Origin of the sequence: Erwinia sp. S38, assembly GCF_016624545.1 — a bacterium.
Classification (GTDB): domain Bacteria; phylum Pseudomonadota; class Gammaproteobacteria; order Enterobacterales; family Enterobacteriaceae; genus Erwinia; species Erwinia coffeiphila.
In genome coordinates this window covers 91,690-105,876 of record NZ_JACVTS010000010.1, presented here as the reverse complement: position 1 = coordinate 105,876, position 14,187 = coordinate 91,690, and the positions used below count along the sequence as shown (strand labels likewise).

The window sequence follows — 14,187 nt, the reverse complement described above, 5'->3', positions numbered from 1 at the left end:
CCCGTTTATTGCAACCAGTATGCCTCAGGCTACGCCAGCCCAATGCCGCTGACAACCGCCCGTGAATAAGAGAATCTTTCAACATTAACAAAAAAGTGTTGCGTCATCTCCCTATCCTGGTTAGGTTATTTGTCACGATATGAATAGACATTCATCCAAGAGAATTTTATGACTCGCGTTCAGTTTAATCATCACCACCATCACCCTGACTAGTCTTTCAGGCGATGTGTGCTGGAAGACGTTCAGGATCTTCCAGTGGTGCATAAACGCGAAATGGCCCCCGGAAGATCACCTTCCGGGGGCTTTTTTTTGGGCTGAACCCAGAGCCCGAATGCTGAGATGACGGACTGACCAACGGCATAATGAATATAAAGCAGACAGGATAGAGAGGATTAGCACCGATGTTAGATAACACCCGTTTACGCATAGCTATGCAGAAATCAGGCCGTTTAAGTGACGAATCACGCGAACTGCTGGCCCGCTGCGGCATCAAAATTAACCTGCAGCAGCAGCGTCTGATCGCCTTCGCTGAGAACATGCCGATTGATATCCTGCGCGTACGCGATGACGATATTCCGGGCCTGGTGATGGATGGCGTGGTTGACCTCGGCATCATCGGTGAGAACGTGCTGGAAGAAGAGCTGCTGACCCGCCGCGCACAGGGCGAAGATCCGCGCTACTTCACCCTGCGTCGCCTGGACTTCGGCGGCTGCCGCCTGTCGCTGGCGATGCCGGTGGACGATGAATATACCGGACCGGCCTGTTTACAGAACTCCCGTATTGCCACCTCCTACCCGCACCTGCTGAAAAAATACCTCGATAAGCAAAACGTTAACTTCAAATCCTGCCTGCTGAACGGCTCGGTGGAAGTGGCACCGCGCGCCGGTCTGGCCGATGCGATCTGCGACCTGGTGTCTACCGGCGCCACGCTGGAAGCCAACGGCCTGCGTGAAGTGGAAGTGATTTACCGCTCTAAAGCCTGTCTGATCCAGCGCGACGGCGAAATGCCTGCCGCCAAGCAGGAGCTGATCGACAAGCTGATGACCCGTATTCAGGGCGTGATTCAGGCTCGCGAGTCAAAATACATCATGCTGCACGCGCCGAGCGAGCGTCTGGAAGACATCATTTCCCTGCTGCCGGGTGCCGAGCGCCCTACCGTTCTGCCGCTGGCGGGCGATAAGAGCCGTGTAGCCATGCACATGGTCAGTAGCGAAACGCTGTTCTGGGAAACCATGGAAAAACTGAAATCCCTCGGGGCCAGCTCCATTCTGGTGCTGCCAATTGAGAAGATGATGGAGTAATCCCATGGCGACCATGATGACCCCCATTGCCTGGCAGGATTGTAGTGAAGAGCAGCAGCAGGCGCTGCTGACCCGCCCGGCGGTTTCTGCCTCGGACAGTATCAGCACCACCGTGCGCGGTATTCTAGAGAAGGTTAAAGCCGAAGGTGACGATGCGCTGCGTTACTACAGCGCCACCTTTGATAAAACGCAGGTTGATGCACTGCGCGTCAGCGAGCAGCAAATCGAGGACGCCTGCGCGCGCCTCGGTTCAGAAATCAAGCAGGCGATGGCCGTTGCGGTCGCCAATATTGATACCTTCCACGTGGCGCAGAAACTGCCGCCGGTGGATATTGAAACCCAGCCCGGCGTGCGCTGCCAGCAGGTGACCCGCCCGCTGGCCTCGGTAGGCCTGTATATTCCCGGCGGTTCTGCACCGCTGTTCTCCACCGTACTGATGCTGGCCACGCCTGCCCGCATCGCCGGCTGCCGCCGCGTGGTGCTGTGCTCGCCACCACCGATTGCCGATGAAATCCTTTACGCAGCCAAACTGTGCGGTGTGCAGGAAGTGTTCCAGGTCGGCGGCGCACAGGCGATTGCCGCGCTGGCGTTCGGCACCGAAAGCGTGCCGAAAGTGGACAAAATCTTTGGCCCGGGCAACGCGTACGTCACCGAAGCCAAGCGCCAGGTCAGCCAGCGCCTGGACGGTGCGGCGATCGATATGCCTGCCGGTCCGTCGGAAGTGCTGGTGATCGCCGATGAGGGCGCAACGCCGGACTTCGTCGCTTCTGACCTGCTGTCGCAGGCCGAGCACGGCCCGGACTCACAGGTGGTGCTGTTAACACCTTCTCTGCCGATGGCGGAAGCCGTTGCCGCCGCCGTGGATCGTCAGCTGGCCGAACTGCCGCGCGCCGCTACCGCCGCCAAAGCGCTGGAAAGCAGCCGCCTGATTGTGGTACGCGATTTGCAGCAGTGCGTGGAGATCAGCAACCGCTACGGGCCAGAGCACCTGATTATTCAGACCCGCCAGGCACGCGATCTGGTGGAAAGCATCACCAGCGCTGGTTCGGTATTCCTCGGTGACTGGTCGCCGGAGTCCGCAGGCGATTATGCTTCCGGGACCAACCACGTGCTGCCGACCTATGGCTATACCGCCACGTATTCCAGCCTGGGCCTGGCGGACTTCCAGAAGCGAATGACGGTGCAGGAACTGACGCAGGAGGGCTTTATGGGCCTGGCGGCGACCATTGAAACGCTGGCCGCCGCCGAGCAGCTGATTGCCCACAAGAACGCCGTAACCCTGCGCGTAGCCGCACTGAAGGAGAAACCATGAGCACGAATTCCGTTGAAGCGCTGGCCCGCGCAAACGTTCGCGCGCTGACGCCGTATCAGTCCGCCCGCCGCCTGGGCGGCAACGGCGACGTCTGGTTGAACGCCAATGAATATCCGCTGGCGGTGCCGTTTGACCTCAGCCAGCAGACGCTGAACCGTTATCCTGAGTGCCAGCCTAAGCTGGTGATAGAGCGTTATGCCGCTTACGCCGGACTGAATGCGGATCAGGTGCTGGTCAGCCGCGGTGCCGATGAAGGCATTGAGCTGCTGATGCGTGCCTTCTGCGAGCCGGGTAAAGATGCGGTACTGTTCTGCCCGCCGACCTACGGCATGTACAGCGTCAGCGCGGAAACCATCGGCGTGGAGTACCGCACCGTTGAAGCGCGTGAAGACTGGCAGCTGAATTTGTCCGGCATTGCTGAACAGCTGGACGGCGTGAAGCTGGTTTACGTCTGTAGCCCGAACAACCCGACCGGTAACCTGATCAACCCGGATGATTTCCGTGAGCTGCTGGAGATGACGCGTGGTAAAGCGCTGCTGGTCGCCGATGAAGCCTACATCGAATTCTGTCCGCAGGCGTCGCTGGCCGGCTGGCTGAAAGATTACCCGCACCTGGTGGTTCTGCGCACGCTGTCGAAAGCTTTTGCGCTGGCGGGCCTGCGCTGTGGTTTCACCCTGGCGAACGCCGAAGTGATCGCGCTGCTGATGAAAGTGATCGCCCCCTACCCGCTTTCGACCCCCGTCGCGGATATCGCCGGGCAGGCGCTGAGCGACGAAGGGATTGCGCTGATGCGTGAGCACGTCGGTCAGCTAATCGCCAACCGCGAAAAGCTGATTGCCGATCTGCGCCAGTGTGACTGCGTTGAAGAAGTGTTTAACAGTGAAACCAACTATATTCTCGCGCGCTTTACGGCCTCCAGCCAGGTCTTCAAGACGCTGTGGGATCAGGGTATTATCCTGCGCGACCAGAATAAGCAGCCGGGACTGTCCGGATGCCTGCGTATTTCCATCGGCACCCGTGAAGAGTGTGACCGTGTTATCAGCGCGCTGAAATCCTTACCCGGCGCAACCGTACCTCAGGAGCAAGCATGAGTCAGAAAGTCCTTTTTATCGATCGCGATGGCACCCTTATTTCTGAACCGCCGGAAGATTTTCAGGTGGACCGCATGGATAAACTGGCCTTTGAGCCGGATGCCATCCCCGCCCTGCTGTCGCTGCAGAAAGCTGGCTTCCGGCTGGTGATGATCACCAATCAGGACGGACTGGGCACCAGCAGCTTCCCGCAGGCGGACTTCGACGGCCCGCACAATCTGATGATGCAGATCCTCACCTCTCAGGGCGTGAAGTTTGACGATATTCTGATCTGCCCGCACAAGCCGGAAGATAACTGCGACTGCCGCAAGCCAAAAACCAAAATGGTCACCCAGTGGCTGGCCGAAGGCGCGCTGGATACCGCCAACAGCTATGTGATCGGCGACCGCGCCACCGACGTTCAGCTGGCACAGAATATGGGCATCACCGGCCTGCTGTACGGCAAAAACGGCCTGAGCTGGTCACAGATTGAAGAACAGCTGACCAAACGCGATCGCTACGCGCTGGTCAACCGCAGCACCAAAGAAACGCAGATCAAGGTTGAAGTGTGGCTGGACCGCGAAGGCGACAGCAAAATCAGCACCGGCGTCGGCTTCTTCGACCATATGCTCGATCAGATCTCCACCCACGGCGGTTTCCGCATGAATATCGACGTGAAGGGCGATCTGTACATTGACGATCACCACACTGTGGAGGACACCGGCCTGGCACTGGGTGAAGCGCTGCTGAAGGCGCTGGGCGATAAGCGCGGCATTGGTCGCTTTGGCTTCGTGCTGCCGATGGATGAATGCCTGGCGCGCTGCGCACTGGATATCTCCGGCCGCCCGCACCTGGAATACAAAGCCGAGTTCAGCTATCAGCGCGTGGGCGATCTGAGCACCGAGATGGTGGAACACTTCTTCCGCTCGCTCTCCTACACCATGGCCAGCACCCTGCACCTGCGCACCAAAGGCAAAAACGATCACCATCGCGTGGAAAGCCTGTTTAAAGTCTTCGGCCGCACCCTGCGCCAGGCGATCCGCGTAGAGGGCAACACGCTGCCAAGCTCGAAAGGAGTACTGTAATGGACGTGGTGATCCTGGATACCGGCTGCGCCAACCTCTCCTCGGTAAAGTGGGCCATACAGCGCCTGGGCTATAACCCGCAGGTCAGCCGTGAAGCCGATATCGTACTGAACGCCGACAAGCTGTTTCTGCCGGGCGTCGGCACCGCGCAGGCGGCGATGGACCAGCTGCGCGAACGCGATCTGATCGAGCTGATCAAAGCCTGTACGCAGCCGGTGCTGGGCATCTGCCTGGGTATGCAGCTGCTCGGCTCGCACAGCGATGAAAACGGCGGTATTCCGACGCTGGACGTAATCGAACATCCGGTTGAGCGGATGCAGGATGTTGGCCTGCCGCTGCCGCATATGGGCTGGAACCAGATTACTTCGCAGGCCGGTAATCATCTGTTCCGCGGCATTGAAGACGGTTCGTACTTCTATTTCGTTCACGGCTACGCCATGCCGGTTAACCCGTACACCATTGCCCAGTGCAACTACGGGTCACCGTTTACCGCTGCAGTGCAGAAAGATAACTTCTACGGCGTGCAGTTCCACCCCGAGCGTTCCGGTGCCGCTGGCGCGCAGCTGCTGAAAAATTTCCTGGAGATGTAACCGGTATGATTATCCCGGCGTTAGATTTAATTGATGGCAAAGTGGTGCGCCTGCACCAGGGCGACTACGGCCAGCAGCGCGACTACGGCAGCGATCCTCTGCCGCGCCTGCAGGATTATCAGGCTCAGGGTGCGACCGTGCTGCATCTGGTCGATCTGACCGGTGCGAAAGATCCGGCGGCACGCCAGATCCCCCTGCTGACCAAACTGCTGGCGGGCGTCAGCGTGCCGGTGCAGGTTGGCGGCGGCATCCGCACCAAAGACGACGTTGAGGCGCTGCTGAACGCTGGCGCAACTCGCGTGGTGGTCGGTTCTACGGCGATTAAGCAGCCGGAAGAGGTTCAGCAGTGGTTTAAGCAGTACGGCGCGGAAGCGATTGTACTGGCGCTGGACGTGCGCATTGATGCCAACAACCGTAAAGAAGTGGCGATCAGCGGCTGGCAGGAAGCCAGCGGGATCACGCTGGAAGAGGTCATCGACCAGTTCCTGCCGTTTGGCCTGAAGCACGTGCTGTGCACCGATATCTCCCGCGACGGCACGCTCAGCGGCTCAAACGTTGAGCTGTATCGCGAAGTCTCCGCGCGCTATCCGCAAATTGCCTTCCAGTCCTCCGGCGGCATCGGCTCACTGGACGACATTGCCGCCCTGCGCGGCAGCGGTGCGCAGGGCGTGATCGTCGGTCGCGCGCTGCTGGAAGGTAAATTCAACGTATCGGAGGCAATTTCATGCTGGCAAAACGGATAATTCCCTGCCTCGACGTACGCGACGGCCAGGTGGTCAAAGGCGTGCAGTTCCGTAACCACGAAATCATCGGTGACATCGTGCCGCTGGCGCAGCGCTATGCCCAGGAAGGTGCCGACGAGCTGGTGTTTTATGATATCACCGCATCAAGCGATGGCCGCGTGGTGGATAAAAGCTGGATCTCACGCGTGGCGGAAGTGATCGACATTCCCTTCTGCGTGGCGGGCGGCATTAAGTCTGTGGAAGATGCGGCGCTGCTGCTCTCCTTCGGTGCCGACAAGATTTCGATTAACTCCCCGGCGCTGGCCGATCCGGAGCTGATCACCCGCCTGGCCGATCGCTTCGGCGTGCAGTGCATCGTGGTCGGCATTGATACCTGGTACGACAGCGAAAGCGGCAAGTATCACGTTAATCAGTACACCGGCGACGAAAGCCGTACCCGCGTCACAAAGTGGGAAACCCTCGACTGGGTGCAGGAAGTGCAAAAGCGCGGTGCCGGTGAAATCGTGCTGAATATGATGAACCAGGACGGCGTGCGCAACGGCTACGATCTGGTGCAGCTGCAGAAAGTGCGTGAAGTGTGTAAGGTGCCGCTGATCGCCTCCGGCGGCGCGGGCACCATGGAACACTTCCATCTGGCATTCCGCGATGCCGACGTCGACGGTGCGCTGGCCGCGTCCGTCTTCCATAAGCAGATTATTAATATTGGGGAACTGAAAGCGTTCCTGGTAGAAAAAGGTGTGGAGATCCGCGCATGTTAACTGAACAACAGCTGGCTAAGCTGGACTGGGTAAAAACTGACGGGATGATGCCCGCCGTCGTGCAGCACGCCGTTTCCGGCGAAGTTCTGATGCACGGTTATATGAATCAGGAAGCCCTGGATAAAACCCTGACCACAGGCAAAGTGACCTTCTGGTCGCGGACTAAGCAGCGCCTGTGGACCAAAGGGGAAACCTCCGAGCACTACCTTAACGTGGTCAGCATCACCCCGGACTGCGATAACGATACGCTGCTGGTGCTGGTCAATCCGGTTGGCCCAACCTGCCACCTTGGCACTTCCAGCTGCTTCTCTCCGGCCGCACCGGACTGGACCTTCCTCTATCAGCTGGAGCAGCTGCTGGCCGAACGCAAGCATGCCGATCCGAAAAGCTCATACACCGCCAGCCTTTATGCCAGCGGCACCAAGCGCATCGCGCAGAAAGTGGGTGAAGAAGGCGTGGAAACCGCGCTGGCCGCAACGGTTAACGACCGCTTCGAACTGACCAACGAAGCCTCCGATCTGGTTTATCATCTGCTGGTGCTGTTACAGGATCAGGAGCTGAACCTGTCGGCGGTGATTGATAATCTGCGCCAGCGACACAAGTAATCGTTCACTATGCTAAAGGGGCCGGTTATCCGGCCCTTTTTTTTACAGGGAGCAATCATGAATACCTTTGATCAACTTACCGCCCTGCTCGACGAACAGCAGGCGCGTTATCGGGTGATGGAACACGCGGCGATGGGGAAATGTGAAGATGTGGCTGCACTGCGCGGCACCGCGCTCGGCCAGGGTGCAAAAGCGCTGGTGTGCCACGTGAAGGGTAACGGTATGAAGCAGCACGTGCTGGCGGTGCTGCCTGCCGACAAGCAGGCCGACCTCTCCAGACTGGCGTCGGCGCTGGGCGGCCTGCGCGCCTCGCTGGCCAGTCCGGCGGATGTAGATAAGCTGACCGGCTGCGTGTTTGGTGCGATCCCCCCTTTCAGCTTTCACCAGGATTTGTTGCTGGTTGCCGATCCCAGCCTGCTGACACGCTATGACGAGCTGGCGTTTAACGCCGGGCTGCTGGAGAAATCCATGGTGCTGAATACGGCAGACTATCAGCGCATTGCGGCACCGACCATTTTGAGTTTTTTGCGGGAAGAGGAATAAGCGCGGTGGCCTGGAGTGTAATATGATGGCAACAGGCTTCCGCCTGGTGCATAGCGGCCGGAGCGTGCCGGCCGCTGCGTTAACGTTTAAGACTGTTTGCGCTGGCGATACTGCTGACTGACCACACGACCAATTACGATGCCGGAGCCGATAATACCACCAAGGATAATCGACAGCAGGACCGTAAGTGCGCGCTTGGGACTGTCACGACGCACAGGCAGATCGCCCGGTGCGATATAGCGGAAGGATTGCAGGTTCTCCACCTGAATTTTCAGATGGGTCATCGCTAACAGTGAACGCTGCGTGTCGTAATAGGCACTATCAAGCGGCAGCGGTTTCGTCGCTTCATTAGCAATCATCGCCTGCAGAGAAACGGTGCCCAGCAGGTACAGCGTATCATCGGACAGGAATTCGGCCTGATTCAGCTGTGAGCGGGTAATGTTTGACGCTTCCGCAATTTTCAGCGACTGCTTAATCACATCAATCCGCTGCTGCTTTTTATCCAAAGCGACCTGCTTTTGCGTATCCAGTGAATCCGTCAGCTCGCGGGTTTTCACGCTCAGGCTGCGGCGAATATCGGCACCGTAATCGTCCACAACATCGTCGTTTACTCGCTGAATGTACTCCCCCAGCTGCTTACGTGCCTGCTCTGCGGTTTCCGCGGTGAAGGAGATGCGCAGCGGTTCGCGGCTGCCTTTAATCACCTGCTGAACTTTCAGCTCCAGCGGTTCATCCAGGTTTTCCAGTTCGGATGAGAGTGCGCTGATTGAGCCACTGAATCGGTTGAATAACTGCTGCTGTAAATCGCCAATAGCGGGCTTATCCTGCGGGCTCTGCGCATACAACACGCTTAACGCGGCGTTATAGTTCGCTACCTGACCTGCTGCTGGCAGCGTCACAATCGCTTTTGAGGTCCACTTCTCTTTTGCCAGCAAGACGTAGGCCAGCGCCAGCAGGACGGTGACGACGATCGATGCAATTATAATTTTTTTACCGGCCCACAGCTGGACGAGGATATCCAGCAGACCGAGTTCTTCATCACGGCTATAGAAATTTTGGTGATGCGGATTCTGCTCAGAATTGGAATGGCTGTCGCGACTCATAATTTTCAATTTACTCAAACAAAGAAAGCTAACGCAAAGGAAGTCAGTATAGGTAAAAATAGTTGAAGAGTCAGCGAGGTGCGATGGGGAATTTCTTAAAAAACTCGAGAAGGGCTATTTTGGATGAAACAACCTCCCGCTTAGCGGGAGGTTGATGACGGGATTAGTCCAGCCATTCGGTGTGGAACACACCGTCTTTATCAGTACGCTTATAGGTATGCGCACCGAAGTAGTCACGCTGAGCCTGAATCAGGTTCGCCGGCAGTACCGCTGAACGGTAGCTGTCGTAGTAGGCGATGGCAGCAGAGAAGGTAGGCGTTGGGATACCGTTCTGCACGGCATAAGCCACAACGTCACGCAGCGCCTGCTGGTATTCGTCAGCGATGTTTTTGAAGTACGGAGCCAACAGCAGGTTAGCGATGTCAGCGTTATCGGCATAGGCATCGGTAATTTTCTGCAGGAACTGAGCGCGAATGATACAGCCAGCGCGGAAGATTTTCGCGATTTCGCCGTAGTGCAGATCCCAGTTGTTCTCGGTAGAAGCAGCCTTCAGCTGAGAGAAGCCCTGTGCATAGGAAACGATTTTGCCCAGGTACAGCGCGCGGCGTACTTTCTCAACGAACTCGGCTTTGTCGCCTGATACAGCCTGTACGGTTGGACCAGTCAGCACTTTAGATGCCGCTACGCGCTGAGTTTTCAGCGAGGAGAGGTAACGGGCAAACACGGATTCGGTGATCAGTGACAGCGGCTCGCCGAGATCCAGGGAGCTCTGGCTGGTCCACTTACCGGTACCTTTGTTCGCTGCTTCATCCAGAATCACATCAACCAGGTAGTTACCTTCTTCATCTTTCTTAGTGAAGATATCTTTGGTGATGTCGATCAGATAGCTGCTCAGCTCGCCTTCGTTCCACTCGCTGAAGGTTTTCGCCAGCTCGTCATTGCTCAGATTCAGCGCGCCTTTCAGCAGAGAGTAGGCTTCTGCGATCAGCTGCATGTCGCCGTATTCAATGCCGTTGTGCACCATTTTAACATAGTGACCCGCACCGTCCGGACCCATGTAAGCCACGCAGGCTTCGCCTTCTGCACGTGCTGCAATCTCAGCCAGGATAGGAGCAACCAGCTCGTAAGCTTCTTTCTGGCCGCCAGGCATGATAGATGGGCCTTTCAGTGCGCCCTCTTCGCCACCGGAAACACCGGTACCGATAAAGTTGAAGCCCTGCTCAGACAGTTCGCGGTTACGGCGAATGGTGTCTTTGTAGAAGGTATTACCGCCATCGATAAGGATGTCGCCTTTATCCAGATGTGGAGTCAGGGATGCGATAGTTTTGTCGGTCGCTTCACCGGCTTGCACCATCAGAAGGATACGACGAGGTTTTTCCAGTGAGTCAACAAACTCTTCGACGGTGTAGTGCGGAACCAGGTTTTTACCTGGGTTCTCTGCGACCACTTCATCGGTTTTCTCACGAGAGCGGTTGAAGATAGAAACTGAATAGCCGCGGCTCTCAATGTTGAGTGCCAGATTGCGGCCCATAACAGCCATACCCACAACGCCGATCTGTTGCTTGGACATACCTACTCCTGTCTACGTGATTTTTCCTGCAGCAATGTGACTGCGGTCAATGTTCCAGACATGTTAACTCAGGTTTAGGTAATGTGGATAGTGATTGGTGCGATAGATATGGTAGGTAATAGCTGTTTGTAATCCTTGCCTTTTGTATGGCCTCTGAGAAAATTAACCATAAACTTATAGCGTGAATGACTAGATTATCGGAAACTTAACCACGCAACATAGTCATTACAAAGTGTTATAAACATTCTCTATTCCTGCGCACATTTTATCGGCGGTAAACAGTTTCTGGTATCGTCCGTACGCACCTTCAGCTAAACGCTGTGCAAAGTCTGCATCTTCACAAATTCGCATAAATGCAGAAGCCAACGCTCGATCATCACGTGGTTCAACTGTCAAACCGCTTTCGCCATCCAGGTTCACCCAATCCACACCAGAACCAACAATGCGTGTCGATACCACGGGCAAACTGTTGCTCATAGCTTCAAGTTGCACCACGCCAAATGCCTCTGATTTTTCGATCGAGGACATGCAGAAAACATCGGCTACTTGATACCAGGCAGAGAGCTCATTAGCCTCAATCCGCCCCAACAGCTGAACTTTATTCTGAAGATCATTATCATCAATCAGATTTTGCAATTCATCATGCAACTCTCCTGACCCACCGATAACCACACTGTAATTATCGGGTAAATATTTAGCCGATTGAATTAAATACTCAAACCCCTTGTAATAGGCCAGGCGACCAAGAGAGAAAATTACTTTTCTATTCTTATACTTTTCAATCAATCGCCTTTTTACTTCTAAATTATCCATATAGCTATCGAAATCAATTCCGATTGGTACCGTTACGACTTTGTCCTGAAAATTCGCCAACTGTTCAGATTCTTTTCCGTACTTATCACTCGTGACGATAATCACATCAGCTTTACGGAGCATGAGGTTCTGCAATGGACGGAAAAAACGCAACATCATCTTTTGTTTAACAATATCGCTGTGCCAATGAACAACTATCTTCTTATTAAAGGTTAGAATCGCAGCTATAGTCCCTAAAGGATTCGGGACATGAAAATGAACAACGTCATATTTTGACAGAATACTAAAATATTTAGTAAAAATAGAAAGTGAAATTGGAGTTGACGCGATAACTTTCCATGTTTTCATGCGAAAAATAGATGCTCCCTGATCCATAACTTGCTCACTGTCACTTCGCATTTTATGGTGGAAACAAAGCACGTCGCAGTGGTTGGTCTGTGAGCGATTAATCCCTTTAACGATATCATACGCAACCTGTTCAATTCCACCGATACCAGGTGGATAGAACTTACTGAACTGTAATATTTTTTTCACCAAAAGCTCCACTTAGTGCTGTGTAAATTTGTACAATTTGATTTTGTTTTGAAAATTTAGAGATAACAGGTTGTTGTTGTTGTTTTATTTTTTCTCGGTCAAGACGGCTAAACTTTTCCATTTCATGGCTAATTTTTGAGATGTCGGAAGGATTGACATATTTAAATTCGTCTCCGTATACCTCTCGAAAAACGTCTATGTCTGCTAATAAAACAGGACAATCACAAGTAAGCGCTTCAAGAGGAGGAATTCCAAAACCTTCGTAAATGGAGAGATAAACAAAAAAACTCGCATTCTTATAAAGACTAATCAATTGCCCATCGGTAACATAACCGGTGAAAATAACGTTTTTATTTTCACATTCAAGTTTAATGTCAGAAAATGCGGATGAATTCCCCCCAGCAACGATTAATTTATATCCTTCTTTTATTGAAGAATTATTAAACGCTTTCACAATTCGCTTTAGATTTTTCCTTTCATCTAACGACCCGACAGTAAGAATATATCTACCTACCCCATCGAGAAGACTTATTTTATCACCATCTGTAGAGACAAGATCTGAAGTAACGTTATATATCACGTAAATTTTTTTCTTCATTTTTATGAAGTGTCGTAGTTCGGTCATGGAAAAATTGCTGACCGTTATTAAAGCTTTGCTGAAGAAGATACTTACAGGATAGACAATACGATAAAATAGAAGATATGTTTTTGAAAAAAACTTTGGAAACCGATAGATAGAAGCATCATGAATTGCAAGCATTTTATTTGGATAAAATACAGGTCCGATGCCAGTAAGACTCAGTAATGGAGGAAAACCATGAGCCAATAGAATAAATGGTAGAATACATTGCTGCCAAAACATTCCTTTGAAACGAGATTGTATTTTTTTAGCACCCGGAATATCTAAGGTAGCATTTGAGGGCGCAATTAGAGTAACCTCATAACCATTATCAATCATGTTTTCGATAAACTGTTTAGCATACCGCTGTACGCCCGTTATTTTTTGTGAGAGAAAATAGCCATCAACGTAGATCTTCTTCATCATTTAAAATCTCCACAGTATTGAATGCCATTATCAACAAGTGTACTGCAACGCTCCGTTCTCATTTCACGGAAATCAGGTAGTGGAATGATGCCGGAAAGCCAGTAAGAGTGATAATCATTAAATATTTCCCTATATACTGGATTCAGTAGTGGCTTGAATGCAAACACAAGAAGAATAGTAATTAGAGCTAAACGATTAAAAATACGGGCTTTACGTAGCCCATACATCCACTCAAAAGACTCATAAATAAAGGTGTAACCATAGTATGAAAAACGATAGGCAATGGATATAGCTTTTGATTCAATAACAAAAACTGAGAAAAAAACCGCCAAATAATGGTGAGACCGATTTACCTGAGTTGATAAAGCAGCAACACATATAACCATAATATTTAAAAGTAAACCAAAACTGAGTATCCCTGAATCACTGCCATCAGATGATGCATAACCCTGTAATTTTTCCGCAATAAAGCCACTTACACCAAACAAATTAATGTTTTCAATAATAAATTTGAAGGCATAAATCGAAATCCCGCCAATTAAAACCATAATCAAAGTAATAATTACAGGATTAAACTTCCGATATATTTTTTTTAATGGCCAGAATGCCAAACATAAAATTGATGACACGTGGAACATACTGGCAAGGAGAACATAAATCACGAATTTTTTATTTTTTTCATTCGAAAGATAGTATGTGCTAACAAGAACAAATGTAATTGCAACTCCCTGCCGTATCTGTTCTGCAAACTCCATAAATCCAAAAATACAGAAACAGTAAAAGAGACAAAAATTTCTATATTTATTTTTTAAAGCAAACTCATAGAGATTTATCGTTAAGATCAGAGAACAGGTGATCACTACCCATTGATAATCAAGGGAAAAGGATTTAGTCATAAACATGATCAGTGAAAAACCAGGTTCATATAACCAAGTGGAAGTGTCTCCGGCTAAAAAAACATTCTCGTAGTACTCTCTATATCTTATCCAATCATAACCATAGCTATATGCACCTGAGAGAAACAAAAAAATTAATACAGAATTCACCTTGGTAATTAATTTAATATTTGTGCTACAGCCAAGTGCTAGAATAAAACAAAGCATTGCGTAAATCAT

General features: G+C 52.2%; 15 protein-coding genes and 1 other annotated feature. Of the genes, 10 read left to right on the top strand and 5 right to left on the bottom strand.

Translation table 11 applies throughout. The features are described 5' to 3' along the window. Nucleotides 1-168: 168 nt before the first annotated feature. From hisL to IBT46_RS12970, 10 genes are all read left to right on the top strand, one after another. The gene (gene hisL / locus IBT46_RS13015; protein WP_200546086.1) at nt 169-213 is read left to right on the top strand and encodes a his operon leader peptide; all 45 of its coding nucleotides are present in this window, start codon (nt 169-171) and stop codon (nt 211-213) included. Continuing rightward, nucleotides 189-311: a sequence feature (His leader region), on the top strand. It overlaps the preceding gene by 25 nt. Before the next feature lie 90 nt (nt 312-401). After that, nucleotides 402-1,301 carry an ATP phosphoribosyltransferase gene (hisG, locus tag IBT46_RS13010; protein WP_105591430.1) on the top strand — a complete coding sequence of 300 codons (900 nt, stop codon included), beginning with the start codon at nt 402-404 and terminating at the stop codon, nt 1,299-1,301. 4 nt (nt 1,302-1,305) lie between these two features. Continuing rightward, nucleotides 1,306-2,613: a histidinol dehydrogenase gene (gene hisD, locus IBT46_RS13005; protein ID WP_200546014.1), complete on the top strand. Its 1,308-nt coding sequence runs from the start codon at nt 1,306-1,308 to the stop codon at nt 2,611-2,613. Beyond that, nucleotides 2,610-3,704 carry a histidinol-phosphate transaminase gene (gene hisC / locus IBT46_RS13000; protein WP_105591428.1) on the top strand — a complete coding sequence of 365 codons (1,095 nt, stop codon included), beginning with the start codon at nt 2,610-2,612 and terminating at the stop codon, nt 3,702-3,704. Before hisD ends, hisC begins: the two co-directional genes overlap by 4 nt. Beyond that, nucleotides 3,701-4,768, top strand: coding sequence for a bifunctional histidinol-phosphatase/imidazoleglycerol-phosphate dehydratase HisB (gene hisB, locus IBT46_RS12995; protein WP_200546013.1), 1,068 nt, complete (start codon nt 3,701-3,703; stop codon nt 4,766-4,768). The genes hisC and hisB overlap by 4 nt, the downstream gene beginning before the upstream one ends. After that, nucleotides 4,768-5,358 (top strand): imidazole glycerol phosphate synthase subunit HisH, encoded by a 591-nt coding sequence (gene hisH, locus IBT46_RS12990; RefSeq protein WP_200546012.1) that lies wholly within the window; start codon nt 4,768-4,770, stop codon nt 5,356-5,358. Before hisB ends, hisH begins: the two co-directional genes overlap by 1 nt. Nucleotides 5,359-5,363: 5 nt before the next feature. Then, complete coding sequence (gene hisA, locus IBT46_RS12985) at nt 5,364-6,101, top strand: 1-(5-phosphoribosyl)-5-[(5-phosphoribosylamino)methylideneamino]imidazole-4-carboxamide isomerase (RefSeq protein ID WP_200546011.1); 738 nt, start codon at nt 5,364-5,366, stop codon at nt 6,099-6,101. Continuing rightward, on the top strand, nt 6,083-6,859 hold the full coding sequence (gene hisF / locus IBT46_RS12980) for an imidazole glycerol phosphate synthase subunit HisF (RefSeq protein WP_200546010.1): 777 nt from the start codon (nt 6,083-6,085) through the stop codon (nt 6,857-6,859). The genes hisA and hisF overlap by 19 nt, the downstream gene beginning before the upstream one ends. Beyond that, on the top strand, nt 6,853-7,464 hold the full coding sequence (gene hisIE / locus IBT46_RS12975) for a bifunctional phosphoribosyl-AMP cyclohydrolase/phosphoribosyl-ATP diphosphatase HisIE (protein ID WP_200546009.1): 612 nt from the start codon (nt 6,853-6,855) through the stop codon (nt 7,462-7,464). Before hisF ends, hisIE begins: the two co-directional genes overlap by 7 nt. 57 nt (nt 7,465-7,521) lie before the next feature. After that, nucleotides 7,522-8,007: a YbaK/prolyl-tRNA synthetase associated domain-containing protein gene (locus IBT46_RS12970; protein ID WP_200546008.1), complete on the top strand. Its 486-nt coding sequence runs from the start codon at nt 7,522-7,524 to the stop codon at nt 8,005-8,007. An 86-nt stretch (nt 8,008-8,093) separates the two neighbouring features. Here the strand turns inward: IBT46_RS12970 and wzzB are convergent, their stop codons facing one another. The 5 genes from wzzB to IBT46_RS12945 form a co-directional block, all read right to left on the bottom strand. After that, the gene (gene wzzB / locus IBT46_RS12965; RefSeq protein WP_200546007.1) at nt 8,094-9,110 is read right to left on the bottom strand and encodes an LPS O-antigen chain length determinant protein WzzB; all 1,017 of its coding nucleotides are present in this window, start codon (nt 9,108-9,110) and stop codon (nt 8,094-8,096) included. Between the two features lie 163 nt (nt 9,111-9,273). Continuing rightward, the gene (gndA, locus tag IBT46_RS12960; RefSeq protein ID WP_105591420.1) at nt 9,274-10,680 is read right to left on the bottom strand and encodes an NADP-dependent phosphogluconate dehydrogenase; all 1,407 of its coding nucleotides are present in this window, start codon (nt 10,678-10,680) and stop codon (nt 9,274-9,276) included. Nucleotides 10,681-10,905: 225 nt separating this feature from the next. Beyond that, nucleotides 10,906-12,027, bottom strand: a complete 1,122-nt coding sequence (locus IBT46_RS12955; RefSeq protein ID WP_370569446.1) for a glycosyltransferase — start codon at nt 12,025-12,027, stop codon at nt 10,906-10,908. Next, nucleotides 12,002-13,072 carry a glycosyltransferase family 1 protein gene (locus tag IBT46_RS12950; RefSeq protein WP_200546005.1) on the bottom strand — a complete coding sequence of 357 codons (1,071 nt, stop codon included), beginning with the start codon at nt 13,070-13,072 and terminating at the stop codon, nt 12,002-12,004. Before IBT46_RS12950 ends, IBT46_RS12955 begins: the two co-directional genes overlap by 26 nt. Beyond that, on the bottom strand, nt 13,069-14,187 hold the full coding sequence (locus IBT46_RS12945) for an EpsG family protein (protein ID WP_200546004.1): 1,119 nt from the start codon (nt 14,185-14,187) through the stop codon (nt 13,069-13,071). The genes IBT46_RS12950 and IBT46_RS12945 overlap by 4 nt, the downstream gene beginning before the upstream one ends.

What these genes read in the sequence shown, in the direction of transcription:
- hisB (WP_200546013.1), top strand. Translation starts at nt 3,701, where the DNA reads ATGAGTCAGAAAGTCCTTTTTATCGATCGCGATGGCACCCTTATTTCT.
- hisIE (WP_200546009.1), top strand. Translation starts at nt 6,853, where the DNA reads ATGTTAACTGAACAACAGCTGGCTAAGCTGGACTGGGTAAAAACTGAC.
- wzzB (WP_200546007.1), bottom strand. Translation starts at nt 9,110, where the DNA reads ATGAGTCGCGACAGCCATTCCAATTCTGAGCAGAATCCGCATCACCAA.
- IBT46_RS12970 (WP_200546008.1), top strand. Translation starts at nt 7,522, where the DNA reads ATGAATACCTTTGATCAACTTACCGCCCTGCTCGACGAACAGCAGGCG.
- hisC (WP_105591428.1), top strand. Translation starts at nt 2,610, where the DNA reads ATGAGCACGAATTCCGTTGAAGCGCTGGCCCGCGCAAACGTTCGCGCG.
- hisF (WP_200546010.1), top strand. Translation starts at nt 6,083, where the DNA reads ATGCTGGCAAAACGGATAATTCCCTGCCTCGACGTACGCGACGGCCAG.
- IBT46_RS12950 (WP_200546005.1), bottom strand. Translation starts at nt 13,072, where the DNA reads ATGATGAAGAAGATCTACGTTGATGGCTATTTTCTCTCACAAAAAATA.
- IBT46_RS12945 (WP_200546004.1), bottom strand. Translation starts at nt 14,187, where the DNA reads ATGATTTACGCAATGCTTTGTTTTATTCTAGCACTTGGCTGTAGCACA.
- gndA (WP_105591420.1), bottom strand. Translation starts at nt 10,680, where the DNA reads ATGTCCAAGCAACAGATCGGCGTTGTGGGTATGGCTGTTATGGGCCGC.
- hisH (WP_200546012.1), top strand. Translation starts at nt 4,768, where the DNA reads ATGGACGTGGTGATCCTGGATACCGGCTGCGCCAACCTCTCCTCGGTA.
- hisG (WP_105591430.1), top strand. Translation starts at nt 402, where the DNA reads ATGTTAGATAACACCCGTTTACGCATAGCTATGCAGAAATCAGGCCGT.
- hisD (WP_200546014.1), top strand. Translation starts at nt 1,306, where the DNA reads ATGGCGACCATGATGACCCCCATTGCCTGGCAGGATTGTAGTGAAGAG.
- hisA (WP_200546011.1), top strand. Translation starts at nt 5,364, where the DNA reads ATGATTATCCCGGCGTTAGATTTAATTGATGGCAAAGTGGTGCGCCTG.